The following is a 25,706-nucleotide window of genomic DNA, read 5'->3' as shown; positions in this document are numbered from 1 at the left end:
GACATCGCGCAATGGCGGTCGTTCATGCAGAACCCGGCGGCCTACGCTCATCCCGAGCGTCTTGCAGCTTGTTTCGATAGAGCCATTTCGGCGACCGCGTGTAAAACCCTTTTGGAAACGAAACGTCTGAGCACGCGACTTTCGCACCTTATCGAGAAGCGTTACGCGCTGGGTGCGGAGCGGTCCGCCGAGGAAGCCATTGGCGAGGAGGATCGCCGGGTCGCGCTGTTGCCACCCGATGCCATGGCCGAGGTTGCGATGCGTGCCGGCGTGACATATTGGGCGTCGGCGTTTGCCGGTGCGATCACAGGAAGCGAGGCAGCGCCGCTGCGCCGCGAATTCGGCGAGGAGCTGTGCGCCTACGCCTTGGCCAACAAGGATCTGGCCGGACCGAAGCAGGAACTGGATCCGGTCGACACCGCTCGTGAAAGGATCGCTTCGGATGGCTGGCGTTGTCTGGCCGCCTGGTGCCATGTCGTCGGTCCGGCCGCCGGCACGCGGTTTCGCCTGAAGCTGCGGCCGATGGCATTGCTGGACGAGGTTCCTTCGGCGGCCTTGCTCGAGATAGGTCCGCAAATCATCCGCAGGGTAGCCGGTCAGGGGCGGGCATGAAGGTGAAGGACGCAACCCAGCTCGAAGAACTACCGAGGCGGCCGGGTGGCGCGCGTATTCTGCGCCCGAAGGAGGCGGCAGCCTGGCGGGATGGTTTCGAGTTTCTCGCGAGCGCTCGCAAGGATGCAAAACGCACCCGCGACGAAGCCAATCGCGGTTACGCCAGCGAATACGCCCAGGGCTACGAGGAAGGCAGAACGGCCGGCGCGGCGGAAGCCGCGCAGCTCGTCAGCGAGACCGCCGTCAAGGTGGATCAGTATCTGGGTATGCTCGAGCAGGAAGTGACGGCACTCGCGTTGGACATCGTGAGGCGGGTGCTTGGCGATTTCGACGTAGCCGAGCTGGTGGCCAGGGCCGCGGCGCGCGCCGTCGCCGACATGCGCCGCGCCAAATACTTCCGCATCCGCGTGCATCCGGACGCCGCCTTGGCGGTTCAAAGCAAGTTGGATGCGCTCCTTGCGGGCAGCCAGGTGGGCTTCACGCTGGAAATCCGGCCCGATCGAACCCTTCGTCCCGCCGCGTGCATCGTCACGACCGACGCGGCCGTGGTCGATACGAGCCTCGACAGCCAACTGAAGGCCATAGCCGCCGCGATAGCCGACAAGGCGCGTCCGCAATGACGACCAGCAACCTCGATATCGATCAGAGATTGTCGGGCATCGTTTCGGGCCTGCGCGATAAACTGGACGTCGAGGTCGCTCGTCCGGCAAGGGGCAGATTGCGCAAGGTCGCCGGCGTGGTCATCCATGCTGCGGTCGAGGAAGTGAGACTTGGCGAAATCTGCGAGCTTATCGACCCGCGGACTGGCCAGCGCGCAAAAGCAGAAGTGGTGGGCATATCGGATGATGAGGCCGTCCTCGTTCCGCTGGGCGACGTTGCCGGCCTTTCGAGCCTGACGGAAGTCGTCCCCACCGGCTCGGATCTTCGGGTGGCGATCGGTACGCATCTCCTCGGCCATGTCATCGATGCTCTGGGAGAGCCGCTCGACATGGACGGCTGGCCACGGGAAGTCGTGCGAGATACCTACCCGGTTCACGCATATCCTCCGTCCCCGCTGACCCGTGGATTGATCACGGAACCGATTCAACTCGGCATTCGGGCGTTGGACGGCTTGCTGACCTGTGCCCGGGGCCAGCGCGTCGGGATATTCGGCGAGCCGGGCGTCGGCAAGTCGATGCTGCTCGCCGATATCGTGCGCGGGACGGATGCCGATGTCGTGGTGGTGGCGCTGGTGGGCGAGCGCGGACGCGAAGTGCGTGAATTCGTCGAATACCAGCTCGATCCGGACGGGCGCTCGCGCACGGTGGTCGTGGCCGCTACATCGGACCGACCCGCGATTGAACGGGTGAAGGCGGCGTATGTCGCCACGACCATCGCCGAATATTTCCGGGATCGGGGCAAGCACGTCCTGCTGGTCATGGACAACATCACGCGCTTTGCGCGCGCCCAAAGGGAGATCGGTCTCGCCTCGGGCGAGCCCCCGACGCGGCGCGGCTTTCCCTCGTCGCTCTTCGCCACGCTCCCAAGGCTTCTCGAGCGTTCCGGGCCGGGCGAGCGCGGTTCGATCACCGGGCTCTACAGCGTTTTGCTCGAAGGCGACGGCACGCTGGATCCGGTTGCCGAGGAACTGCAGGCACTTCTCGACGGACACGTCTTCCTGTCGAGGGAACTCGCCCAGCGAGACCATTTTCCAGCCATCGACGTCCTGCGCAGCCGCAGCCGGCTCATGAAGACAGTCGCGACGCAGCAGCATCTGGCCGATGCCGCACGCATTCGCGAACTGCTCGCACGCCACGCCGATGTGGAGCTGCTTCTGCGCGTCGGAGAATATGAAAAGGGTGCCGATCCGCTTGCCGACGAGGCGGTTTCCAAGATCGACGGAATCAACACGTTCCTGCGGCAGGCCTCGACCGAGCGGGAAACCATGGATCGAACCCATCGGCACATGCGGGAGATTTTGGGTGAAGGAACGTGATCTAGCGCGCCTGCGTGACCTGCGGCGCTTGCGTGAACAACGGGCGTCGGAAAAGGTCGCAAGGCATCGAGTGGCGACCGATCGCGCCGCTGCGCAGGCGAAACAGGCGGCCGAGGCCGTGGCCGATCAGTTGCACCAGGTGGCGGCGGATGAGCAGGCTTCGCTTGGCGCCCTGACGGGGCAGGCCGTCTCCGTCCGGGATTTGCACGTGATTCAGAACCGCTTCGAAAGAATGGCCCAGGAAGTGGATCGTCGGCGCAGACTTCACGAAGAGGCTCTTGCCGTTCAGGAGGAATGCGGAAAGGAACTTGCGGAGGCGCGCGAACATCATGCGTTGCGGCTCAATGACGTGAGCAAGCTCGACAGCGCGTTGAGGCAGCTTCGCTCGCGCAACATGCATCGTGCCATGGCTGTGCAGGAACTGGCGGCCGAGGAGGAACTGGTTCCGAGTGCCCGCGGCGGCGGAAACCCATAGCACAAGCGAGCCAGATGATGCGTGGAGCGGCCGTGGCTGCAAAGAGGAATGTTCGCCGTTCGCCCTTCAGAAAGGCGGTGAAAGGCGGGTTCGAGGCGCAAGCCGAATTGGGCTGCCTCGCGGCGGCAAAGCTTGAGCCGATCAATGCCTTTTATCGGCGGCGAGCGCCGCTCGAAATGGCGATAGCCGGGCGGACGACAACGATCGCCGCGGAGTGGGCGGCAACACAGCCGGATTTCGTGCAGCACGCCGTGCTCGGGTTCGCGATCGGACGGGCACGGGGTTGTCTCGAACTGCCGCTGTCGATCGTCGATGGCTGGCTTTCCAGGGCTGATCCCGAGGGACTGCACGATCGCCTGACGCCTGCGCAAGCCGCCCTGCTGATAGAGGCTCTTCTGAGCGAGGAGCTGTCATTCCTCGAGGAACGCTTCAACAGTTCGATCGAACTTGGCTCGCTCGACAGGCGGCCTGACGAGCGGATCGACCGGACCTTCACCTTCTCCATCGAAACGGACCTGGGCGGAGAGCGTTGCGCTCTCGTGCTCGATGACGAGTGGATCGTTCGCCTGGGCAGGCTGCTTGACGAAATGCAGGAAGCGCTGCCGCCGATGGACATGAACATCCCCGCGAATGCGAGTTTCGCGCGCGCGGTGACCAGCCTTTCTATCCGCCAGCTTCAGTCGCTTGCGCCTGGCGACGTCATCCTGCCGGACGACGCGGAACAGGAGGAAGGCGTCGTTCTCGCGATGTTTGGGGGGCATTTCATCGCGCGGATGCAATTCCTTGGAAAGGAGCGGGGAAAGCTGCTTGGCGCGCTCGCCCCGATCCGGGGTTCAAAATGGGAGTGGATCATGAACGCGAAACAGACCGACGCGACCAAGTTGGAGGATTCCGATTTCGAAGATCTGCCGATTTCGATCGTTTTCGAAGTCGCTCGCACCAGCCTTCCGCTGAAGGAAATGCGTCAGCTCGCCCCCGGCGCCGTCATGTCCGTTCCCGATCTGACCGAGCCGACGGTCGATATACTCGCCAACGGCAAGCGGGTCGGCCGTGGCGAGATCGTCCGCATCGGCGAGGGCCTGGGGGTGCGGGTCATGCGCATCTTCGACAATGCTTGAAGGTTCGCCGAACCTTCTTGCAATCCTCGTCGCAATTGCCGTCGTCGGTGTCTTTCCGCTGGCGGTGGTGACGATGACGGGATTCCTGAAGATCTCGATCGTCCTGTTTCTCATTCGCAACGCGCTCGGCGTCCAGCAGACGCCGCCCAATCTCGTTCTCTACGGGATCGCGCTCGTCCTCACGGTCTATGTGACGACGCCACTGCTGAGCGAGATCTCCGGCCGTCTCGAAGAGAGCCAGATCACGTTCGAGACGACGGACGACATGACGCGAGCGGCGGAACTGATCCGCGAGCCGCTGAAGCAGCATCTTCTGCGCTTTACCCGGCCGGAGGAACGCCAGTTCTTTCTCGAAGGCACCCAGCGCCTGTGGCCGGAAGGAACGCGGCAGAACGTCCGCGACGACGACCTGTCGATCCTGGTGCCGGCCTTTGTCGCATCGGAGCTGACGCGAGCCTTCGAGATCGGCTTTCTTCTCTATCTGCCGTTTCTGATCGTGGACGTGGTGGTGGCCAACATCCTCATGACACTCGGCATGATCATGGTCTCGCCGGTGCTTATTTCCATTCCGCTCAAGCTGTTTCTTTTCGTGGCGGTCGACGGTTGGTCGCGCCTCATGCACGGCCTGATCTTGAGTTACGGGTGAACCCGTTGCGGAGCCAGAGCCAATGAGCAACGACTTCATACTCGCCCAGGTGCAAGGTTCTCTCTTGACCGTGCTTTTCACGTCGGCGCCGGTCATCGTGGCGGCGCTCGTCGTAGGGCTCCTCGTTGGATTTGGCCAGGCGTTGACCCAGATTCAGGATCAGACGCTTCCACAATCCATAAAGCTGGTCGTGGTGCTGCTCGTCATTCTCTTTTTCGGACCGTTGCTGGGCTATCAGATCGCGCAGCACGCATCCGCCGCCCTCGATCAATTCCCCGTCGTGACGCGCTGAGCGGGTCCGATGAATCTCGATGCCCTTTTCCCGACGATCATTGGCCTGGAATACTACGTGCTTGCGAGCGCTTTCGCGCTTTCGCGCCTTATCGGCCTGATGGCCGTCATGCCGCTTTTCTCCCGGATGCGGCTCACGGGCGTGGTGCGCAACGGGGTGGCCTTCGCGCTGGCGATACCCATTATCCCCATGATCGCCGCAACGCTGGCGCAGATGGAAGCAGCGACACCGCTTCTGGTGGTTCTGATGGTGAAGGAGGTGCTCGTCGGCGCGACGCTGGGTTTCGTGCTTGGAATTCCCTTTTGGGCGGCCGAGGCCGCCGGCGACATCGTCGATCTTCAGCGCGGATCGACGATGGGAACCCTGATCGATCCGATGATGACATACGAAACCAGCATAACGGGCACCTTTTTGGGCATCGTCATGCTGATAATCTTCCTGTCGGCGGGCGGCCTGGAATTGATGCTGACCCTGCTCTACGACAGTTACGGCCTGTGGCCGATCGATCAGCTGGCGCCCGTCTTCGGCGATCAGGCCGTCGAAGCGCTCTTGCAATTGCTCACGCGCATACTGACCATGGCTCTGACGCTGGCGTTTCCGCTCGTGATGGGGCTGTTTCTCTCCGATGTCGTTCTCGCTCTTCTCGCGCGAGCGGCGCCGCATCTCAATATTTTCGCTCTATCCCTGATAGTGAAGACGCTCGTATTCAGCCTGATACTCGTTTTGTACTCGTCTTTCCTCATTCACTACATGCGCGGCGATCTCGCATTCCTGAGGGATGCGTCAAGATATCTGGAGCTGATCCGCTGACGGGTTCGAAAGCGCGGCGGGCAATAAATGCAATTTATTGAGCAGTGAAGAAACTGACGATTTGACAGGGTCGACCGTGCTGACGATGGTTCATCGCGGGTGGGCTGACAATCCGGTAGGGGAGGGGCTTTTGGAAGCCGTTGCCTACGGCAGAATGCCGTTGTCGCACGCCAGCCTGAGCACGATGGCTGCCCACAAGCTGCGTGGAACGATCCGGCTGGGCGCTTACCGGGGTTCCACCTCCGGCCTCGCCAGCGACAGGTTGCAGGCGAATCTGATTATCCTTCCGCGCGCGGTCGCTGGAGATTTTCTCAGGTTCTGCAAGCGCAATCCAAAACCGCTCCCATTGGTGGGGGTAAGTCGAACCGGTGAGCCGGCGATCGATTCCCTCGGAACCATGGATCTCCGCACCGACGTACCTCGATATGACGTCTATCGTTTCGGCGTCCTCGATGAACAGCGCTCGAATATACTGAGCCTCTGGCGGGAGGATTTCGCGGCATTCGCGGTCGGCAGCTCGCTCTCCTTCGAGCGTGGCTTGGCCAAGCGCGGAATCCCCATGCCTTATCCGGAAGCGGGCGCGAGCGCGCCGATTTTCCGCACGACGATCAAGACAGCGAGCGTGGGGCCTTTCGGTGGGACGATGTGCGTGTCGATGAGGCCGGTTCGCAGAACCGATGTGACCAAGGTGCGCGCAATCACCGCCCGCTACCCGCAGGCGCATGGCGCGCCGATCCATATCGGGAACCCGGAGGTCATCGGCATCCGTGACCTGGCCGAACCGGATTGGGGAACGCCGGTGGAACTCGGCGCGGACGAGGTCCCCGTCTTTTGGGCGAGCGGCGCGACCGCCTCGGTCGCCTTGCAAGGCGCAAGGCTCGAGCTTTGCATCACGCACTCACCGGGTCACATGCTGATCACCGACGTCGACGGGCGGTCGGACGTCGGCGCGTTCAAGATTTTCTGACATCCGCCGGCATTACTGGACGAGTTGCAGCCGGACGAGATGGCGAACGATCGGCGAGAACAATTCGGGCTCGACATATTCGCCGGTGCGGGCGCGTTTGAACAGGGCGGAGACAAGTTCCTCATCCCGCGCGACCGCGCGATCGAGGGCGCGGGCTTCCGACAAAAGCTCAGAGGCCGCGACGCCTTCCCCCCTGGCGACGATGACCGGAACCGGCGTTTCGTCCTGGACATATCTCAATGCCACGAGCCGGCTTCCGTCGACGAGGACCAGCGTGGCATTCCTGATCCCAAGCTTCACGGGGCGGGAAGATTCATGTCGCAAGCGATGCCGCTCCTGCCGGATTTGCGGGTCACCTTCGAGATCTTTCTGTTCGCGCTTGTACTCTGTCTTCGTCATGCGCATGTCGCGCAGAAAGAGCCAGCGTTGAATGGGCACATCCAGAATGCCCATGAAAATGAAGGCGAGTACCGCCGCGATCCCCAGCGGGATCAGAATCGTCACGATCATCGGTCCAGTGCAGGCGGGGCCGCATGCCGGCGCCTCGAACAATGGCTGAAGCCACGCAAGCAGGATGAATGCGAGCAGGCAAGAGAGAAAGAGTGTCTTCGCGAGGCTCTTGAAGAACTCGACGACATTGCGCAGCGAAAACAGTCTTTGCATGCCCTTGGCAGGATTGATGTGCTCGAACTGTGGTTTCAAGGGCTCGAAGGAGAAGACCAGACCGCGCGTTGCCAGGATGCCCGTCAGGATTGCGACGATCACGACGATCGATACAAGCGGAACCGTGATCGAGAAAAGCGCGCTGTAGGCGGTATGGATGGCCAGATCGCTGGTTTCTGCAAAAGCGTCACCGCGCCAGCCGCCGACCATGTCGACGAGATCGAACAGCTTTGCGGTGATGGTTTTCCAGGAGAAGAACAGATAGCCGAGCGCCGCCAGGATGGTAAAGCTGGCAATCAGGTCGCGGCTGCTATGTACGCGACCTTTCCGACGCCCCTCGCGCAGCTTTTTTTCCGATGCGGGAAGCCGCTTTTCCTCGCTTTCCTGAGCCATCGATCTCGCTTGGTATGCTTGCGGTTTCCGTCAGCGGCAATCTTCTATATGGTGCCGCCATGCTGCACGGAGGAGAGGGTCTGACATGCGGATACGCATGGTTTGTTTGTCCATTTTTGTGATGATAGCGCTTTCCGCATGTACAACAACGTCAAATTCGAACGCTTCCGCGGCGAATGAAACACCGGAAACGTCCCAAACCTCCCGCCTGACGAAACTGGCGAAGGACATTGAAGCTCAGGGCGATGCGGACACCGCCATCGCGCTTTACGAGCAGGCCGCGTCCGCGCCCGGCGCTCCGGCCAGCGCGTTCGTGGGCGTCGGAGACGCCTATATGCGGGCCGGGTACCATTCCGAAGCGACCAAGGCGTATCGCGCCGCTCTCGCGCGCACGCCCAATTACGGACCCGCCCTGGTCGGGCTGGGAACGGCGATGGTCGAGGATGGGGATCCGCAGGCAGGCATTCGCGCGCTGACGGAAGGCGCGAGGGCCGTCAACACGAGCCAGGCCTATAACCGCCTTGGCGTCGCGCAAACATTCGCGGGCCAGACCGATCTCGCCCTCGGCACGTTCACCCATGCGCTTTCGCTGGATCCGAACGATCTCGATATCCAGACCAACATGGCGCTTGCAGCCGCCCTTGCCGGGGATGCGGCAAGGGCGGTTCCGCTCATCCAGAAGGTCTATGGCGCTCCCGGCGCGCAGTTGCATCACAAGCGAAACGCGATCGTCGCCTATGGGTTGATCGGACAGGCCGACCACGTACGATCATCGCCGCCGACCGGCTTGGCTACGGAGGAAATCAGCTCGTTGCTTGCCCAAGCGCAGTCGATCCGAGCGAAAGGCGATGTTTCAGCCCGCGCCAAGGCGCTCGGCTCCGTAAACGGCTAGGCCGAGCCGGTTCGCTTGAAGCGTTCCGCCGGCCTGGTCCGACGGTCATGCCTTTGGCAGTCTTTGACTTCCATCGACGTTACGTCTTCAGCTTCGCACATTCCTGCAGGGCAGGAATCATCACGGTGCTTTCCGCTGGTCCGATGTGTGGGCGAGACGGTCTGCAATCCCCGCCATCATCATCACGGCGATCTCTCCTTCAACCTCGCGCAAGAAGCGCATGGCGTCGCGATACTCTCCTTTGGTCGCAAGCTTGTCCGCCGCCATTACCAGCGACATTTCCCGGCTGCCGCCGTCGGCCTTCATCGCGAGCTCGTACGCCTCGTCGACTTTTCCGAGCAAAGCGAGCTGGGCGGGAACCACACTGGCGAAATGCCGCAACATCATGCCTTCGGCACCTGCTTCTTCTGGCATCGCAAGAAGCTCCTCGAGAATTTCCCCTGCCTGCTCCGGAGCGTCCGCGCCGGTGAAGCCTTCGGCGAGTGCAAGCAATACGGGTGCCTTCTCTATCGCCGAAGCAAGTGCCATGGCTTCCGTATGGGTTTGATCAAGGAGCACGCGCGCCTGTTCGCTTTCTCCGGCCTGTTTCATCGCAGCAGAGAGTTTCGGCGCAAGCAGCAGTGCGGCGCCGCGCTCTGGTGCATCGGTCAATGACGCCTGCGCGCGCCGGAGAAAGATGGCGTTGTCGTCGCCGGAAGCTACCAAGCCCGAGGACAGCCCCGTCCACAAAGCAAATTCGAAAGCGGACGGGCCATCCTCGCCAATGAGGGCGGCGAGTTCTTCGGCCGCCTCGGTCGCCGCCGTTGCATCGAGGGAAGCCCACGTCTCGAAGATCTGCAAGACTAGTTCGGGCATGACCTCCATGCCCTGATCGAGCACTAGCTTGTATGTCTCTTCGACAATGGTCGCCGCCTGGTCGCGAAATCCAATATCCGCTTGGCCTTCGCTGACTTGCAGCACCAGTGACAGAAGCATCGGGTTCAGCGGAATCCGATTTCGATAGCTTGCTATGTCATCGAGTATGGCGCGGCCTTCCTCGGCGGCGCCGGCCTGCGCGAAGGTTTCGGCAATCAATTGGCTTTGCCGGGTCGCGTTCAGACGATCGAGATCGCTCTCACCGTCGGTCAGCAGGCTGTTTGCTTCACGCAAGCGCTCCAGCGCACCGCCATTATCGCCGTCCGCGATCAGGCGCTTTGCATAACTGACGAGAAATTCGGCCCGGGCAGTCTTCGCCTCGAGTTCTTCATACGAGGTGAGTGCCTGTTCGACGCGTCCGTCCGCCAGTTGCGCCTGTGCCAGCGCCAGCGTTGCGCGTTCGCGTTTGAACGGGTCCATGTCGGAAGCAAGGAACGACTGGATCTCTTCGACCAGGCAGGTCGTGGTGATCGCATCTCCGCAACGGGGCATCTCAGCCGAGGCAGGTTTCTCCGCCGGTGGCGAGCTTGGCGAGGGCTGAGCCGATGCTTGGCCAACAAAAAAGAACGCGGTGATGAAAAGAAGCAAGTATCTGGGCATAAAACGGATCGAACCTTGGGACCAGGAATGGCGAGGATTGTGTATCTCGGGCGTCATGAGCCCGTCTCCAAACCAGGAATAGCAGCGGAAAGAAGACTGTCATAGGCTTTCACGCCTGCCTTCCCCAAGCCTCTAGCTGCAGCTTGTCGGCGTTTCGCCGCAAGCACAAATTGCCCATGGGCGAAATCGCCGGCCCCCGCGCCGGACGCGAGAACGCGACAATCCTGTCGATGAAAATCTATGTGGCTGTGACGCTCTGTAGGCGCTTGATGATCATCTCGGTGTCCATGACGTCGCCGAAGTTGGAATAGATTATCGAGAGTGAAGCCAACTGTTCTTCCGTCGTCACGGCCTGCGTGGCGTCGCTCGTCATTATGACCCTATAGTTTAGCATCATGGCATCCCGGGCCGATGATTCGCAGCAGACATTGGTGATGACGCCAGCAATGATCAGCGTATCTATACCCTGATCCCGCAGTCGCCTGTCGATATCGGATGCGCCCTGGATAAATGCGCTGAACCGGTATTTGTCGGCGATCTCATCTTCCGGATGGACGTCCAGGGCTTCGTGGATTTCGTGACCCGGTGCCCCAGCCATCATGTGTACTTCTCGGCGTGCCGCGCGTTCGGGATCGAAGCCGGTCATAGCGAACCAGGTCGACCATTCCGTGCGCATTCTCTCCTCGATCGTGTTGCGCACCCAGAATACCTTGCCGCCAGCTTTGCGCAGTTCCCCGGCAAGCTTATTGATCAACGGCGCGAGATCCAGGGCGCCAGGCAGATAGGCAAAAGCCATGTCCTCGCGAAGAAAGCAGTTTTGCATGTCTATAACCACGAGGGCGGTTCTTGCTGGGTCGACATCCTCATGGACGTGCAATCTCCCCCTGCGGTCGAGTACCCGCGCGACGATTGTCTGGGGAATATCTGAAAACTGCATCCACCTCTCCCGATGCGACGATTGCGGTCCCGCGCTTTTCAACGGATCATCTTGCACGTCTAAAATTGGTGCGCAATAGATATATTCCGTGCGCATAGCGCACATTCAGGGGAACGCGGCGGACATGCTTTGGGCAGATTCCTTGAGGATTGGAATGATATTCTCCACGACCTCGCGGAGTGTATTGCGGCTTGGTTGCGTGCTGGCATTGAGCGTGGCGATTATGTAACCGGATTTGTCCACCAGCGGCACTGACATGGAGATGAGGTTTTCATCGAGTTCGCGGTCGAGGACTGCGTAACCATCGGCGCGAACGCGGTTGATCGTATCGAAGTAGGCATCAACATCCACGATGGTGCGTTCAGTGTAACGACGGAAACTGAGATTTTGCAGACGGGTGCTAATTTCTTGGTCATCGAATTGCGAAAAGAGTAGTCGGCCGGACGCGGAAACGAGAATTGGCAGCTTGGTGCCCACGTCGTTCGTCGGAGCCAAATGACGCTCGGCGGCGTTAGATCGCGCCAAAACGGTAATGTCTGAACCACTGAGCACGCTTACCGACACTGGTTCGGAAAGTCTTCTGGAGAGCGCATCGAGCGGTCGCTTCAAAGCGGCGCCCAAGCCATAGGCGGACTGGAAGCTGTACCCCAGCTTCAAAACCTCTGCCGTTAGGACGTAGTTGCGCCCGTTTACGCGCGCCAGCCCCAATTGCACGAGGGTGAGCAAAAGTCTGCGCGCAACGGCGCGATCCAGTCCGGTCCTCTCGGCGACTTCGGCCAAGGTTAGTCGCCCATGCTCGGCGTCGAAGGCCTCTATCACCGCCAATCCCCTCGCAAAAGAGCTGACGAAATTCCGGTTGTCGCGAAAGTCATTGTTGCTCATTGAGCGCTCTCATTTTGGTTTCAGTGTGCGGGGCCTTGACATGTCATCTGGCACCACATAGTCATCTCGTGCGTTATGCGATCATTTTGTGCGCATAGCGCGCAAATGGGAGGTAGCAAATGTCAAATGTTCTGTCCAGCGTTCTTTCGCGTTCTTTTCTGGCTGCACTGCTTTTAGGAGCCGCCGCACCCGCTTCGGCGCAGACGCTTACGGTCTGGACCTTTTTGAACCCGAACGGTTCAGATGCGCGGGAGGTCGCGTTCAAGGCGCTGATCGAGCGATACGAAACCGATCATCCAGGGGTCACGATCACTGTGGAGTCGCAGGTCTGGAGCGAACTCGCCAACAAGTTCGTCCTTTCAAGCAACATCGGCAATGCGCCCGACGTTGTGTTTGTGCACGGTAACAGTCTGAGATTGATCGCAGAGTCGAAATCAGCGGCCGACCTGGACGCCGGCATCGTGGCGAAATGGAGCGAGGAGGAAAGCGCCGACTTTTTGTATCAAGGCCTGCTCGACGACGCCCGCTTTGGAGATCGTCTTGTCGGCATTCCCCTCTTTCCTTTCGCGACCGTCCTTTACTATCGAAAGGATTTGCTGGAGCAGGCGGGTTACGGCGCGGAGGATCTTGCGACCTGGTCGGGCTTTGTCGAAGCATTGCGAGCGGTTCAGCAGGGCAGGGTTTCCGGGGTGACCATACCGCTAAGTCCGGACCGGGCCGTCGAGGGACCGTTGCTCACCCACCTTCTGGAAGAACAGCCTGCGCTCTTTGATGACGCATGCACCCTTTCGGTCGCAAATGATGCGGGGGTGCGGGCGCTCGAATTTCAGGCCAGCCTTTTCACGGAGCAGGGCATTGCCTCACGTGAAGATCTGAGCCGCAACCTCGACGATTCCTGGGATCTTTTCCTCGCGGGTCGCGCCGGAGCGATCTTCAACGCATCGACCCGCGCTAACCAGATTCAGACGAGCGCATCCTGGGACGCGAGTGAACTGGGTATAGCGCCCATGCCGGGCATCACCGCCGACGCTGCTGGGCCTACCGTGGTGCGTTCCTGGTACGTGTCAGTGTGGGAAGAAAGCGGTCAGAAGGATCTGGCGCTGGATTTCGTCGATTTTCTCGTCAGCACCGAGGGAGCGAGCCAATGGGCACTCACTGGTCAGCAGCCCCCGTTGCGCCGGTCGGTACTTGAGTCGCCCCAATTGCAGGACGAGGCATATGCGCTCGTCGGCCAGATTGGCAGCGCGCTGGCATCCGCCAGCGTCAGTCTTCCTGTCGAATGTCGCGTGGACCTTTTGTATTCGAACCTGAACCAGGCCACCCAGCGCGTCCTCGTCAACAATGAGGATCCGCTCGCGGCACTAGAGTGGGTGGAAGGCGTCGCGGCAGAGCGCTGAACGAAATTCGCCTCCGAGTTCCCTGGAGACTTAAATGACATTGCTATCACATTCGGCAAGGGAGCGGGTTCGGGCCGCTCCCCCAAAGGGCCGGTGGTCACCTTTTCCGTGGGTTTATCTCGTACCGCTGCTCGCCATAGAGGGGGTCTTCGTTTTCGCGCCCCTCAGTTCGGCCCTGGCCGTGAGCTTCCAGCGCTATGACTATTTTGTGCCCGGCGGATGGATAGGCTTCGATAATTACATATGGGCTTTGGGAAATTCGGGATTTCTCAACGCGGTCGGGGTGACCACCTTCTTCACGGCGTTCGCCACCATCTTCACTTTCGCTTTCGGCTTTGGCCTCGCGCTGATGTTTGAACGGGACGGACGCAGCAGCTCGCTGATGCGGACGATAGTGCTGATCCCGTATTTCATCTCGATGCTCGTTGGATCGATGCTGTTGCGCTGGGTCTTTTCGGAGGACGCGGGTTTGTTTGGCCTCCTGCTGGAGTCACTGGGCGTCGAACCGTTCAGCGTGTTCGGCGATCCGAACACGGCGATGGCGGCATTGGTGGCAAACGCGGTATGGCGCGATTCCGCGTTTGCCATGATGTTGCTGCTGGCGGGACTGAAGAGCATTCCGTCGTCGCTGCTATGGGCGGCGCGGGTCGATGGAGCTTCCTATTTTTATACCTTTCGGCGGATCGTCTTGCCGCTGATGCGCACGGCGATCCTAATCACGATCGTGCGGCTGGTCATCTTCTACGTCAACATCCTCACGTTCCCGCTGGTGCTGACAGGGGGAGGGCCAAATGGAGCCACGGAAACGCTCGTACTGTGGATGTTTCGGAGGGGGTTTGAGGAATACGCGATCGGCCGTGCCAATGCCGCCTCGATCATCATCTTCCTTATCAACATCGCGCTGGTGGCCATCATCATCTTCCTGTTCAATCTCGGGAGCAAGCGGCGATGACCCTCAAACATCTTGGCCGCGTCTTTGCTTCGCTCGTCGTATACGGACTTATCGCGCTCGCGGTGCTCTTTCCAATTCTTTGGGGGCTGCTGACTTCGTTCAAGCCGCGTCGGGCGATCTTGCAATATCCCCCCGTCATGCTGCCGGAGGAGCCGACCTTGGCTCATTACCAACGGTTGTGGGACGAGGGCGTACAGCATTTCATCGTCAATTCGCTGATCGTCACCTCCGCAACGCTCGTGCTCTCGCTGATCGTGGGGTTGTTTGCAGCCTACGCGCTCGCTCGTGCCAATTTTAGCGGACGAACAGTGATTATGTTCGTGATAATAGCGGTAATGAGCATCCCCATCGCATCGCTATTGGTGCCGACCTTTACGATGCTTTCACAAATCGGGCTGCTCGATACGCGCACCGGGCTCGTCCTGCTCTATACGGCCTATCAGCTCCCGATCGTGGTCTGGATGCTCATGGGTTACATCCAGACGCTGCCGGTCGAGCTCGAACACGCCGCCATGATCGATGGTCATTCACGGCTCAGCGTTATCGTCAGGATCGTCGCACCTCTCAGCGCCCCCGCATTGGTCGCCGCAGGGCTGTTCATCATCACCTTTGCCTGGAACGATTTCGTGGTCGCCTTGGTGATGAACAGTTCGGTTGCTACGCGCACGCTGCCGGTCGCGGTCTACAATTTCCTGGGCTTCTTCGGCCGCGATTGGGGGCCTCTGCTGGCGGCATCCATGCTCTCGATCGTGCCCGTCATTATAGTTTTCATAGCGTTCCAAAAGCATTTCGTAAGCGGAATGACCGGCGGAAGCGTCAAAGGTTAGCGGGAGGCTCTGGTGCTCTCTGTCAAGTTTGAAACCGTCACCAAAACTTATGGTGACAAAGTCGCGCTGAGCGCGCTTGATCTCGATATCGAGAAGGGTAGCTTCGTGTCGCTGCTCGGTCCCTCCGGTTCGGGAAAAAGCACAACGCTCAACTTGTTGGCGGGAATGCTGCGTCCTGATGAGGGAGAGATCTGGATCGACGGCAATCCGGTCAGCCATCTTTCGCCCGACAAGCGCAATATAGCGATGGTCTTCCAAAGCTATGCGCTCTATCCGCACATGTCGGTCGGCGAAAACCTCGCCTTTCCCTTGCGGGCGCGACGGCATCGCCGCGACCGACAGGCCATAGCCGAAGCGATCGGCAAGGTAGCGGAGAGCCTTGGCTTGGGTGACCTGCTCGACCGCTTTCCAAAGGAGCTTTCCGGAGGTCAGCAGCAGCGTGTCGCCTTGGGACGTGCGATGATCAGGAATCCCAAGGTCTTCTTGCTGGATGAACCCCTGTCTAACCTTGATGTGCGGTTGCGCATTAAAATGCGCAGGGACATCAAGGATCTCCACGACCGGGTCGGCGCCACGACAATCTACGTCACTCACGACCAGAGCGAGGCTTTGAGCCTGTCAGACAAGGTTGCCGTCTTCAACGAAGGCAGGTTGCAGCAATACGCTTCTCCGCTCGAGATCTACGAGAAGCCCGTCAACACCTTCGTCGCCAATTTCGTGGGCGAGCGGGGAATGAACTTCATCGAAGGTTCGCTTCGCTCACGGAACGGTAAGTCGGTCTTTTCCGCGCCCGGCATGGAATTGGTGATCCCTGGGCGAGGAGCCGACGATGCGGTGATCCTCGGCTTCCGCATGGAAGCGATTGAGCCCGCGCGCGACGATAGGGCCGATGCGCGGGGCCTGATCAAGCAGGTGGAACTGGTCGGCCCTGATCGCGTCGTTCTCCTAGAGCTCGAAGGGGGGCAGGAAGTGGTGTGCCGGACAGACGCGGGGGTGATCCTGAACAAGGGCGAGACACACGGATTTGTACTCACCCGCGGCAAGCTGAGCTTTTTCGACAAGCAAAGCGGCGATGCCTTGGCCTCCGCCAGATGATCTTGTGGCCGGCGGCCTCTCAGACCAGCAATTTCAATCATGTGAGAAGAAAATGTCCCAGATGATAAGGGAAGAACATTACGACACCATCGTAGTTGGAGCCGGAGCGAGCGGGATCGGTGCGGCGCTGGGAGCAGCCCGCAACGGGGCTCGTACCCTGCTGGTGGATGCCGGCCCAGGCGTGGGCGGAGAACTCGTCAGTGGGATCAACCTGCTGGGGATGTGGTCCTCCAATGGGGAAAGGATCGTCGGCGGTGTCGGCCGCGACCTTTTGGAAGAATGTGACAGGATCGGCGGGTACGTTGGCAGGCTTTCGGATTTCAGGCCCATCTACTACGAAGCATTCGACCCCGAATACATGAAATTCGCCATTACACGTCTGCTGGCGCGGGCAGGTGTCGAGCTGCGCCTCTATACATTTGCCGGCGAGGTGGTGCGCGATGGGGGGCGAGTCAAAGGATTGCTGCTCATCAACAAACAGGGCAAAACTCTCGTACGGGCAAAGACATTCATAGACTGTTCCGGCGATGCCGATCTCGCGATCGCTGCGGGTGCCGCCCACGAAGCCGGCGATCCGGCTACAGGCGCTTTTCAATCGATCACGATGGTGTTTCGCATGATCGGCGTCGATACCGCACGGCTGCTGGACTTTATGAGGGAGCAGCCCGAAAACTTCGCCATTTCCGAACAGGCTTTCTCTGCGATCGCTCTCCCGCGTGAAGAGGCGATCGCGGGTCTTCATAAGCAGGGACAGCCAAAGGTGACGCTCAGTGCTCAAGGGCCCCTTCTGAGCAAAGCCATAGACGACGGCGAGATGTTCGAGACGTCTATCGTCGCGTTCGCGCCAGTCTCGGCGTTGCGTCGCGAGGTCAGCGTCAACTCCACCAAGATCAGCAATGTCGATGCCACCGATACGCGCCGCATGAGCGACAGCTATACCGAGTTGCTCGATCAGGCGCTGACTTGCGTCCGTTTCATGAAGGCGCGGGTGCCGGGGTTCGAGGGGGCCGAGTTTTCCGGTTTGGCGCCCCGTATAGGGATCCGGGAGACCCGCCGGGTCATTGGAGAAACCGTCCTCACCGGCGACGATGTGCGCAGCGCGAGGAAGCGCGACGAGAGCATAGCAAAGGGTGGGCATCCGATCGACGTATGGGTCCCGGGACGTGGCGTGCATTGGGAGATTATCGAGGGAGGCGGATCATACGATATTCCATTCGGCTGCCTTATTCCCAAAGGGCTTGAGAATGTCCTCGTGGCGGGCAGGTGCTTGTCCAGCTCGCGCGAAGGACAAAGCTCCGCGCGCGTGATGGGGACATGCCTCGCGATGGGACAGGCCGCAGGCACCGCGGCCGCGCTGACTGCAGACAGTGCTTCGGGCAATGTGAACTTTAACGAACTGCCGGTTCAACGTCTGCGGCAGCGGCTTGCCGATCAGGGAGCGATAGTGTGAAGAGCCCAACCGATCGAGATCCCGTCTCGTCGCCAGTATGCGCTGGCGGTCTGCTTGCTGGACGCGTCATGGTGATCGGTGGGGGCGGCGGTGGCATAGGTAGCGCTGTCGCTCGAACCGCGCGCGAGGAGGGCGCTCGCGTTGTTGTTTGGGACGTCGCATCCAAGCCAAGCCAAGCTGGTGCCGACGACGTCGTGTGCGATCTTACAAACGAAGCTGCAATAGCCTCCGCTCTCAACGTTACCCTTGAACGCACGGGACATGTGGACTGCCTCGTCAACTGCGTCGGGGTGACCGGTCCTACCGCGCCGGTCGAGAACTATGAACTTGATGATTGGCAGCGCGTAATCGCACTGAACCTGACCAGCACATTCCTGTCGTGTAGGGCCCTCATCGCGCCAATGAAGGTTCGAGGCTACGGCCGGATCGTCAACCTTGCCTCGGTCGCCGGCAAGGAAGGTAACCCAAACCAGGCCGCCTACTCAGCGTCCAAGGCGGCGGTGATTGGGTTTACCAAGTCGCTGGGCAAGGAACTCGCCCACTCGGGCGTTCTGGTCAATTGCGTTGCACCCGCGATCATCGAAACCGACCTGATCTTCCAGATGACGAAGGCCCAACGCGCTCTGGTTCTCGACAAGGTGCCGATGGGTCGGATGGGGCAGCCAGGAGAGATTGCCGAGCTCGTCGTGTGGCTTGCATCCGCGCGATGCTCGTTTTCCACCGGAGCGACTTTCGATATCTCGGGCGGCAGAGCCACGTACTGAGCCGTTTATGGACTGACAATCGCTTGTCAGGAGGAGCCATGTCTTAGCCGTACCATGGGGCCTTCGGCAAGCGGTGCTCACTATTTTGGCTGACTCGTCGTCAGCACCGAAAGCATCCCGTTCGTCATCTGGCTCACATTCTGCTCGCCGACGCCAGCGCAGATGTTGAGGATATGCGCATCCTCTTCGCTGACCGAGATGTAGGCGTGGCCCATGCGGCCGTCGAAATAGACGCTGTCGCCGGCCTCCAACCGTATCGGCGCGTAGAATTCCAGATGCATCTCCACTGCACCGGAGATGACGAACACGCATTCCTCGCCCGGATGACGCACCAGCTCGGGAAATTCGTCGATCGAGCGGGCGATAACGCGCACGAAGGTCGGGTCCATTAGCCGGTTCGTTAGGCGCATCGCGAATGGCTCGTAGACATAAGTACCGGTTGGGTAGGCCCGCCGCTCACCTGCGCGTGTCACATCGATACGACCTGCCGGAGCGTTCACCAGCGCGCGCGCCGGCCCTGCCATCAGCGTCACCAGATCGACATCAAGCCCCTTCGACAGCTTCAGCAGCACATCATAAGTCGGTGACATCCGGTCGTTTTCGATCTTGGAAATGGTGGAGACCGCCAGTCCCGCACGGGCGGCCACCTCCTTCAGGGTCATGTCCGCGGTGTGTCGCAGGGCGCGCAGATGCGGACCAAAAGCGAATATCTCGTTAGCCGCACGACCACCCATCGCCGCTCCATTTGTTTCGGATTCTCGGCAAACCCTATCATCGGAAAATTTGTTTGACAAAATTTTCTAATAGGAAAATCCTGTCAGCAATAAGGGGAGCAAGAAATGGCGTGGATCGCTATCATCTTGTTTGTCGCGGCAACCCTAACCGGCGGCGCGGCAATTGCTTACGTGACCGGCGCGGCGGCCGTGCTGAGCTTTTTCGCCGCCGATCAGGCGCGCCATCTGGCGATTCTGCCGCAACGGGTTCTAAGCCAGCTCGACGTATTCACATTCCTTGCTATGCCGCTGTTCATTCTCGCCGGCGAACTGATGAGCCGGGGCGGCATCACCAGGGCGTTGATCGACCTGGCCATGCTCATCGTCGGGCGGTTTCGCGGTGGTCTTGGCCACGTCAACGTTGCCACCAGCATTTTCATGTCGTCCATGTCCGGCTCGGCGGTCGCAGATGCAGCAGCAACCACCAGCGCGCTGGTGCCCGAAATGCGCAAGCGCGGCTATCCGGCCGAGTATGCGACCGCGCTCACTGCCGCGTCTTCCGTGCTCGGACCTCTGATCCCGCCATCCGTGGTGATGATCTTCTATGGCGCGCTGATGAACGTATCGGTCGCGGCGCTGTTTGCGGGAGGCATCCTGCCCGGTCTTTTCGTGGCGGCCGGCCTGTTCGCCTACAACGCCTATGCTGCGCGCCGCTACAATCTGCCGGGCGGGCGCAACACCGAAATGCCGGCCGTGTTTCCAACGCTGGTGAAGGCGCTGCCCGCCCTGTTCGTGCCGGCCGTCATGCTGGGCGGCATCGTGTTCGGCATCGTCACGCCTACGGAAGCCGCTGCGCTTGCTGTCGTCATTGCCACTTTGACGGGTGCCACCTATGCTCTCCAGCAGCCGGGCGTAGGCAACCGAAAGGCGATGCGCGAGTTCGTGGGCCACCTCAACGCCGCCCTGGAGCGCGCTGCGTTGCTGACCGGCGCTATCTTCGTCATCCTGTTTGCCGCCGCCATTTTCGGCTATCTCGTAGCCATCCAGAACCTGCCGCAGCATATTGCCGCGCTCATCGACTCCGCAGGAATCAGCGGCGTCGGCTATCTGCTCCTGATCACAATGTTCTTCCTGGTCGTTGGCATGTTCATGGACAACATGATGGCTATGGTTCTCCTAGTACCGCTGCTCATACCAGCCGCGATCGCTGGCGGTGCTGATCCGGTGCATGTCGGTGTGGTGGTCTGTCTTAACCTGACCATCGGCCTCGTTTCGCCGCCTGTCGGCGGCGTTCTGATGGTCGTCTCGGCCATGAGCGGCGTCTCCTATCTGAAGCTCGCCCGGGCGATCCTGCCACTCTTCTTCCTGCTCGTTGTCATGCTTCTGGTGCTCGTGCTGGTGCCCGAGATCACCCTCTATATCCCGAGACAGGCAGGCTTCGTCCAATGATCGCAACACACGATAAAGGGGAATGAAAATGAGAACGTCATCAAAGCTCATGCTCGGCGCGGCGTTTCTCGCGTCGTCCGTGATGAGCGGCGTAGCACTCGTGCAGGCAGAGGAAATCCGCATTGGTGTCGGATGCCCCGCCGTGCAGGTTTGCGGCGACTGGGTCTGGGCGGAAGATCTCGCCATCAAGCTCAAGGAAGACGGCTTCGAGGCGACCGTCTATCCCGGCGGCGCACTTGGCAAGGACCCGGAGGTGGTGGACCAGCTTTCGCAAGGCCTGCTGCAGTTCGGTGTCACTAACTTCGTGATGATCAACGAGATCGACCCGCGGGTGCAGGGCTTCATGGCTCCCTATATGTTCGATGACATGGAACATATGTTCCGTGCGCTGGACGAAACCGACATTCTCGACTCCATCGACGCGTCCATGCAGACGCAGGGAGTACGCATCGCCGGTCTCACTGGCCTCGGCGGCACGGTCGGTATTTTCAACTCCAAGAAGCCAATCGAGACGTTGGCCGATCTAGATGGAATGCGTATCCGCGCCATCGATGCTACGCAGACGCGGCTGATCGAGGAATGGGGTGCATCGTCGGTGGTGATCGACATGCCCGAATTCATGACGGGTCTCCAACAGGGCATGGTCGATGGCTATGTGAATCCACCCGTCGTTGCGCTGATCTTCCAGCATACCGACTATCTCAAATACTACACCGATGCCGGTTCCGGCACGCCGTTTCGCTCAGCGCTGATGTCGAATGACTGGTATGAAGATCTGTCCGATGAGGACCGTGCCAAAGTCGATGCTGCCATCAGTCTCGCCAACGAGAAAAACCGCGCGTGGACTGCTGACGCTGCTGCAAAGGAACTCGACCAGCTCCGCGAGAAGGGCGTTACCGTCACCAGCCTGTCACCTGAATCGCGCGCCGAATTCGTCAAACGGTCAAAGGCGGCGTGGCCGAGCCTGATGCCCGCTGACGCTATCGACGCCTTTACGGCGGCCGCGGATCAGACCCGCCAATGACGAAGGCCGGCGATGCCGTCATCGCTCTCAGCGGGGGGATCGACCGTGTGTGCCTCTTTCTTGCGAAGACGGCGCTAGTGGGCATGGTCTGCGTGATCATGCTGCAGGTCGTCTCGCGCTACGGCCTTCGGCAGCCGCCGGTCTGGACGGAGGAGCTTGCCCGATACCTAATGGTCTGGGGCGGCCTGCTCGGCGCGACCGCCGCGTTCCGACGGGCAGCCGATCCCGCCGTTGTGTGGATTGACGAGAACGCACGCGATCGCAGCGCGCTCCTTGCCAAGCTCGCGATCGGCCTGACCGCTATCATATTTGTCGGCCCGATCCTCTATTATTCGCTGTTCGGCGCGGGCATGGACCTCGCCCGCAGCTTCCTGATCCGCATGTCGGCCCGTACCTCGCCGGGGCTTGGGCTCAACCTTGTCTTCATCGCCGCCGCGATCCCGACGGTCTGCATCGTGATCCTCATCCATCTGGCCGCCCGCATCGTCGGCGGTCCGATACGGCGTGGCTGAAGGTGTCGATCCCGCCTTTCGTCGCAACGCACAGGAGTTACCAGAGAGGCGACACAATGAAGATGTTCATGGCCGGTCTTGTCACCGAGACGAACACGTTCTCGCCTCTGCCCACGGGCATGCTGAGCTTTGAGGAAGGTGGTATCTACCACGGCGACGCCACCGCGCAGCCGCTGCAATACTGGACAGCGCCGCTGCATATCTGGAAGCACGCCGCGACGGAGCGTGGATGGGACATCACCGAGGGTTTGATGGCTGTCGCCCAGCCCGCCGGTCCAACGGTCCGCTCGACCTACGAGACGCTGCGCGGCGAAATCCTCGACAATCTGCGCGCCGCGATGCCGGTGGATATCGTGCTCCTGTCGATGCACGGCGCCATGATCGCCGATGGCTACGACGACTGCGAAGGCGATCTCATCTCCCATTGCCGCAAGATCGCCGGTGACAAGGTGATTATCGGCGGCTTGCTCGACCCGCACTCTCATCTCACTGACATGATGATGGAGAACGCAACGCTGCTGGTTCCATATAAGGAATATCCACATGTGGACGTCCCCGACCGCGCACGCGATCTATTCGCGCTCGCCGTCGACGCTGCGGAGGGCCGCACCAATCCGGTGATGCGCGACCATGACTGCCGCATCATTTGTGCTATGCACACGCCCTACGAGCCGATGCGTTCGTTCGTCGACGGCATGAGCGCGCGCGAAGGGAAGGATGGCGTTCTGCATGTCGGGCTGGTTCATGGCTTCCCCTGGGGCGACCACCCACGCGCCGGCGCGCGCAGCCTCGTCACCACCAACGGCAACGCCGCTCAGGCAGAAGCGCTCGCAAAGGAACTCGCCGGCGAACTTCTGTCTATCCGCGGCCGCCTCAATCGCACCCACCCGACCATCGACGCCGCGCTCGACCGTGGCATGGAGCACGCCTTCGGGCCGGTTGTGCTTGCCGATGTCGCTGACAATGCCGGTGGCGGCGCGCCGGGAGATGCGACCTTCCTGCTCAGGGCGATCCTCGATCGTGGCATCACCAACGCCGTCGTCGGCATTTTCTGGGATCCGATGGCGATGCGCATCTGCCGCGAGGCCGACGAAGGGGCAACGCTCAACCTGCGGCTTGGCGGAAAATATGGCCCCATGTCCGGCGACCCGCTCGACCTACGCGTCACCATCCGCCGGCTCGCCTCTGATCTGTCACAACGCTTTGGCGATCTGCCGATCCCGCTCGGCAATATGGCATGGTTGGAATGCGACGGCGTCGATATCGTCGTCAACGACCTGCGCACCCAGACCTTCCATCCCGAAGCCTATACCGGCCTCGGCATCGACCTAGCGTCGAGGAAGCTGGTCTGCGTGAAATCCTCGCAGCATTTCCACGCCGGCTTCGCGCCCATCGCTGCCGAGGTCATTCATGTCGCGACGCCGGGCTCGATCACACCCGACTACGCCAACATCGCCTACATCAAACGCGCACCCAACTACTGGCCGAAAATGGAAGACCCGTTCGCATGACAAACGCATTGATCGAATCCAGAGACCGCTTTGCCGCTGAACATCCGGAAGAACGCGTTATGCTCAATGGGCGCGAATGGGGCGTTGTCGAGCTTGCCGGCAACGGTCCTGTCTTGTTGCTGATCCCCGGCACGCTCGGGCGCGGCGACATCTTCTGGCAGCAAATGGCCGCACTTGAGGGTCGCGCGCGCATCCTCTCAGTTACTTATCCGGAAACCGGCGGCGTGGCAGAATGGACCGGCGACCTGACGGCGCTGCTCGACGCACGCGGCATCGACAATGCAACCATGCTGGGCTCGTCGCTGGGTGGCTATTTCGCGCAATACATCGCCGCCACCCATCCGGCGCGCGTCGCGCGCCTGATCGCGGCTAACACGCTCCACGACACCGCGCCGGTCAGCCAGACCCCACCCTATATTTCCGACCTCGACGCGGCTCCGATCGCGGAGCTTCGCGCCGGTTTCCGTCGAGGGCTCACCGCCTGGGCAGATACGCATCCCGACCAGCGCGAGATGGTTGAGCTGCTTCTGGGCGAAGTCGGCGGCCGCATCCCCGAGCGTGAGCTTCGCAACCGCCTCAAGGGCATCAAGTATGCGCCGCAGCTTCCGCCGGTCGGCGTGCCGTCGGGAAACATCGTCACAATCGAAGGCGCGGACGATCCGTTGATTCCGCTATTCATGCGCGAAGAGGTGCGTGCCGTGCTCAAGCCTGGGATTGCCTACCGCTTCGAGAGCGGGGGTCATTTCCCCTATGCCGTGCGTCCCGAGCTCTACACCGCCATTCTGGAGGAGCAGCTAGGGCTGGTGTCAACCGGTTCCACCGCTTGGGGCAATGCCGGAGTACGCGCGCTATGATCGTTCTCTCCCGCGAAGACGTCGAGGTGTTGCTGCCGCCGGAAACCGCGATCGAGGTGGTCGCCATGGCCATGGCCGCCACCTCTCGCGGCGAAGCCGAATTGCCGCTGCGCTCTACCATGGCTGCCGGCGGACCCAACATGATGGGCATCATGCCCGGCATGATGCGCAATCCGCCCTGCCATGGCATCAAGCTGGTCAGCCTGTTTCCCGGCAACGCGGCGGCGGGATACTCGTCGCATCAGGGCGCGATGGTGTTGTTTGAGTCGGAGCACGGAACCGCAATCGCCATTATGGATGGCGGGCCGCTGACCGCCTTGCGCACCGCCGCCGCCAGCGCGGTCGCGACGCGCGCATTGTCGCGCGAAAATTCAGCCGTTCTCGCGATGGTGGGGGCGGGAGAGCAGGCGCGTCATCACCTCGACGCGATGATCGCGATCCGTCCGATCACGGAGCTGCGCGTCGCGAGCCGGACCGAGAAATCGGCCGCCAACTTCGCTGAATACGCCCGCAGCAAGTATCCGCATCTGACGGTCTCTTCCGGAACCGACGTCAGGGCGACCGCGACGGGCGCCGATATCGTCTGCACCGTCACGAGCGCACCCACCCCGATATTGCAGGGCGCTTGGATTTCAAGGGGCACGCACCTCAATGTCGTCGGTGCGTCGATCCCATCCAAGCGCGAGATCGACGACGAGACGGTGCTGCGCGCTCAGGTCTTCGCCGACTACCGTCATTCGACCTTTGTGCAGGCCGGGGAAATAGTAGACATGATCAATGCTGGCACGATTGGTAAGGACCATATCGTAGCCGAAATCGGCGAAGTACTCAACGGCGGCGCGTCGGGCCGCACCGACGATCAGGCCATCACGCTTTATCGTTCGCTCGGTATCGCGACGCAGGACATCGCCTGCGCCTATCATTGCTGGGATGCTGCACAGCGCACCGGAAGGGGTGTCGATGCCTCGTTGTGAGTGCCTA

Annotated in this window: 27 protein-coding genes; 22 read left to right on the top strand and 5 right to left on the bottom strand. The window is 60.9% G+C overall.

The annotated features are described in order from the left end of the window. Window positions 1–24: 24 nt before the first annotated feature. From XW59_RS28450 to XW59_RS28410, 9 genes are all read left to right on the top strand, one after another. The gene (locus XW59_RS28450) at window positions 25–612 is read left to right on the top strand and encodes a hypothetical protein (RefSeq protein WP_136068553.1); all 588 of its coding nucleotides are present in this window, start codon (window positions 25–27) and stop codon (window positions 610–612) included. Beyond that, on the top strand, window positions 609–1,232 hold the full coding sequence (gene sctL, locus XW59_RS28445) for a type III secretion system stator protein SctL (RefSeq protein WP_047148994.1): 624 nt from the start codon (window positions 609–611) through the stop codon (window positions 1,230–1,232). The genes XW59_RS28450 and sctL overlap by 4 nt, the downstream gene beginning before the upstream one ends. Beyond that, window positions 1,229–2,587, top strand: coding sequence for a FliI/YscN family ATPase (locus tag XW59_RS28440; protein WP_047148993.1), 1,359 nt, complete (start codon window positions 1,229–1,231; stop codon window positions 2,585–2,587). The genes sctL and XW59_RS28440 overlap by 4 nt, the downstream gene beginning before the upstream one ends. Continuing rightward, the gene (locus XW59_RS28435; RefSeq protein WP_136068551.1) at window positions 2,574–3,062 is read left to right on the top strand and encodes a hypothetical protein; all 489 of its coding nucleotides are present in this window, start codon (window positions 2,574–2,576) and stop codon (window positions 3,060–3,062) included. The genes XW59_RS28440 and XW59_RS28435 overlap by 14 nt, the downstream gene beginning before the upstream one ends. A 32-nt stretch (window positions 3,063–3,094) precedes the next feature. Next, entirely contained in the window at window positions 3,095–4,180 is a 1,086-nt protein-coding gene (sctQ, locus tag XW59_RS28430; RefSeq protein ID WP_170990249.1) for a type III secretion system cytoplasmic ring protein SctQ, read from the top strand. Then, on the top strand, window positions 4,173–4,826 hold the full coding sequence (gene sctR, locus XW59_RS28425) for a type III secretion system export apparatus subunit SctR (RefSeq protein ID WP_047148990.1): 654 nt from the start codon (window positions 4,173–4,175) through the stop codon (window positions 4,824–4,826). Before sctQ ends, sctR begins: the two co-directional genes overlap by 8 nt. A gap of 22 nt (window positions 4,827–4,848) precedes the next feature. After that, window positions 4,849–5,118 (top strand): flagellar biosynthetic protein FliQ, encoded by a 270-nt coding sequence (locus XW59_RS28420; RefSeq protein ID WP_047148989.1) that lies wholly within the window; start codon window positions 4,849–4,851, stop codon window positions 5,116–5,118. A 9-nt stretch (window positions 5,119–5,127) separates the two neighbouring features. Beyond that, window positions 5,128–5,928, top strand: a complete 801-nt coding sequence (gene sctT, locus XW59_RS28415) for a type III secretion system export apparatus subunit SctT (RefSeq protein ID WP_047148988.1) — start codon at window positions 5,128–5,130, stop codon at window positions 5,926–5,928. A gap of 397 nt (window positions 5,929–6,325) precedes the next feature. Next, complete coding sequence (locus XW59_RS28410) at window positions 6,326–6,895, top strand: DUF1445 domain-containing protein (RefSeq protein ID WP_246666259.1); 570 nt, start codon at window positions 6,326–6,328, stop codon at window positions 6,893–6,895. Window positions 6,896–6,907: 12 nt separating this feature from the next. Here the strand turns inward: XW59_RS28410 and XW59_RS28405 are convergent, their stop codons facing one another. Further along, on the bottom strand, window positions 6,908–7,951 hold the full coding sequence (locus tag XW59_RS28405) for an EscU/YscU/HrcU family type III secretion system export apparatus switch protein (RefSeq protein WP_047148987.1): 1,044 nt from the start codon (window positions 7,949–7,951) through the stop codon (window positions 6,908–6,910). Between the two features lie 85 nt (window positions 7,952–8,036). Between XW59_RS28405 and XW59_RS28400 the strand changes: the two genes are divergently transcribed. Then, complete coding sequence (locus XW59_RS28400) at window positions 8,037–8,843, top strand: tetratricopeptide repeat protein (protein WP_047148986.1); 807 nt, start codon at window positions 8,037–8,039, stop codon at window positions 8,841–8,843. A gap of 120 nt (window positions 8,844–8,963) precedes the next feature. Here the strand turns inward: XW59_RS28400 and XW59_RS28395 are convergent, their stop codons facing one another. From XW59_RS28395 to XW59_RS28385, 3 genes are all read right to left on the bottom strand, one after another. After that, window positions 8,964–10,415 (bottom strand): hypothetical protein, encoded by a 1,452-nt coding sequence (locus XW59_RS28395; protein WP_136068549.1) that lies wholly within the window; start codon window positions 10,413–10,415, stop codon window positions 8,964–8,966. A 181-nt stretch (window positions 10,416–10,596) separates the two neighbouring features. Next, the gene (locus tag XW59_RS28390) at window positions 10,597–11,295 is read right to left on the bottom strand and encodes a cysteine hydrolase (protein ID WP_047149014.1); all 699 of its coding nucleotides are present in this window, start codon (window positions 11,293–11,295) and stop codon (window positions 10,597–10,599) included. A 105-nt stretch (window positions 11,296–11,400) separates the two neighbouring features. Further along, the gene (locus tag XW59_RS28385; RefSeq protein WP_047148984.1) at window positions 11,401–12,177 is read right to left on the bottom strand and encodes an IclR family transcriptional regulator C-terminal domain-containing protein; all 777 of its coding nucleotides are present in this window, start codon (window positions 12,175–12,177) and stop codon (window positions 11,401–11,403) included. Window positions 12,178–12,296: 119 nt separating this feature from the next. Here XW59_RS28385 and XW59_RS28380 point away from each other — a divergent pair, with 119 nt between their 5' ends. The 6 genes from XW59_RS28380 to XW59_RS28355 all read left to right on the top strand — a co-directional run bounded on the left by XW59_RS28380 (window position 12,297) and on the right by XW59_RS28355 (window position 18,662). Then, the gene (locus XW59_RS28380; protein WP_047148983.1) at window positions 12,297–13,574 is read left to right on the top strand and encodes an extracellular solute-binding protein; all 1,278 of its coding nucleotides are present in this window, start codon (window positions 12,297–12,299) and stop codon (window positions 13,572–13,574) included. A 34-nt stretch (window positions 13,575–13,608) separates the two neighbouring features. Then, complete coding sequence (locus XW59_RS28375) at window positions 13,609–14,526, top strand: sugar ABC transporter permease (RefSeq protein WP_082137874.1); 918 nt, start codon at window positions 13,609–13,611, stop codon at window positions 14,524–14,526. Continuing rightward, the gene (locus tag XW59_RS28370; RefSeq protein WP_047148981.1) at window positions 14,523–15,353 is read left to right on the top strand and encodes a carbohydrate ABC transporter permease; all 831 of its coding nucleotides are present in this window, start codon (window positions 14,523–14,525) and stop codon (window positions 15,351–15,353) included. The genes XW59_RS28375 and XW59_RS28370 overlap by 4 nt, the downstream gene beginning before the upstream one ends. A 12-nt stretch (window positions 15,354–15,365) precedes the next feature. After that, window positions 15,366–16,448, top strand: a complete 1,083-nt coding sequence (locus XW59_RS28365) for an ABC transporter ATP-binding protein (RefSeq protein ID WP_047148980.1) — start codon at window positions 15,366–15,368, stop codon at window positions 16,446–16,448. Between the two features lie 52 nt (window positions 16,449–16,500). Further along, window positions 16,501–17,898: an FAD-dependent oxidoreductase gene (locus tag XW59_RS28360; protein ID WP_047148979.1), complete on the top strand. Its 1,398-nt coding sequence runs from the start codon at window positions 16,501–16,503 to the stop codon at window positions 17,896–17,898. Window positions 17,899–17,966: 68 nt separating this feature from the next. Next, window positions 17,967–18,662: an SDR family NAD(P)-dependent oxidoreductase gene (locus XW59_RS28355; RefSeq protein WP_047148978.1), complete on the top strand. Its 696-nt coding sequence runs from the start codon at window positions 17,967–17,969 to the stop codon at window positions 18,660–18,662. A gap of 80 nt (window positions 18,663–18,742) precedes the next feature. Here XW59_RS28355 and XW59_RS28350 read toward each other — a convergent pair whose 3' ends face one another. Beyond that, the gene (locus tag XW59_RS28350) at window positions 18,743–19,396 is read right to left on the bottom strand and encodes an XRE family transcriptional regulator (RefSeq protein WP_047148977.1); all 654 of its coding nucleotides are present in this window, start codon (window positions 19,394–19,396) and stop codon (window positions 18,743–18,745) included. Window positions 19,397–19,501: 105 nt separating this feature from the next. Here XW59_RS28350 and XW59_RS28345 point away from each other — a divergent pair, with 105 nt between their 5' ends. The 6 genes from XW59_RS28345 to XW59_RS28320 are packed head-to-tail and all read left to right on the top strand — an operon-like array spanning window position 19,502 to window position 25,699. Beyond that, window positions 19,502–20,824 (top strand): TRAP transporter large permease, encoded by a 1,323-nt coding sequence (locus XW59_RS28345; RefSeq protein ID WP_047148976.1) that lies wholly within the window; start codon window positions 19,502–19,504, stop codon window positions 20,822–20,824. 28 nt (window positions 20,825–20,852) lie between these two features. After that, a complete protein-coding gene (locus XW59_RS28340) occupies window positions 20,853–21,848 on the top strand; it encodes a TRAP transporter substrate-binding protein (RefSeq protein ID WP_206077771.1) in 996 nt (331 codons plus the stop codon). Further along, the gene (locus XW59_RS28335; RefSeq protein ID WP_047148974.1) at window positions 21,845–22,360 is read left to right on the top strand and encodes a TRAP transporter small permease subunit; all 516 of its coding nucleotides are present in this window, start codon (window positions 21,845–21,847) and stop codon (window positions 22,358–22,360) included. Before XW59_RS28340 ends, XW59_RS28335 begins: the two co-directional genes overlap by 4 nt. Before the next feature lie 56 nt (window positions 22,361–22,416). Continuing rightward, on the top strand, window positions 22,417–23,871 hold the full coding sequence (locus tag XW59_RS28330) for a M81 family metallopeptidase (protein ID WP_047148973.1): 1,455 nt from the start codon (window positions 22,417–22,419) through the stop codon (window positions 23,869–23,871). A 59-nt stretch (window positions 23,872–23,930) separates the two neighbouring features. Continuing rightward, the gene (locus tag XW59_RS28325) at window positions 23,931–24,725 is read left to right on the top strand and encodes an alpha/beta hydrolase (protein ID WP_170990248.1); all 795 of its coding nucleotides are present in this window, start codon (window positions 23,931–23,933) and stop codon (window positions 24,723–24,725) included. Continuing rightward, on the top strand, window positions 24,722–25,699 hold the full coding sequence (locus XW59_RS28320) for an ornithine cyclodeaminase family protein (protein WP_047148971.1): 978 nt from the start codon (window positions 24,722–24,724) through the stop codon (window positions 25,697–25,699). Before XW59_RS28325 ends, XW59_RS28320 begins: the two co-directional genes overlap by 4 nt. Window positions 25,700–25,706 lie beyond the last annotated feature (7 nt).

Origin of the sequence: Aquamicrobium sp. LC103, assembly GCF_001014615.2 — a bacterium.
Classification (GTDB): domain Bacteria; phylum Pseudomonadota; class Alphaproteobacteria; order Rhizobiales; family Rhizobiaceae; genus LBCQ02.
Note: the sequence above shows the minus strand (reverse complement) of the source record. Positions and strands in the feature narration are given on the sequence as shown.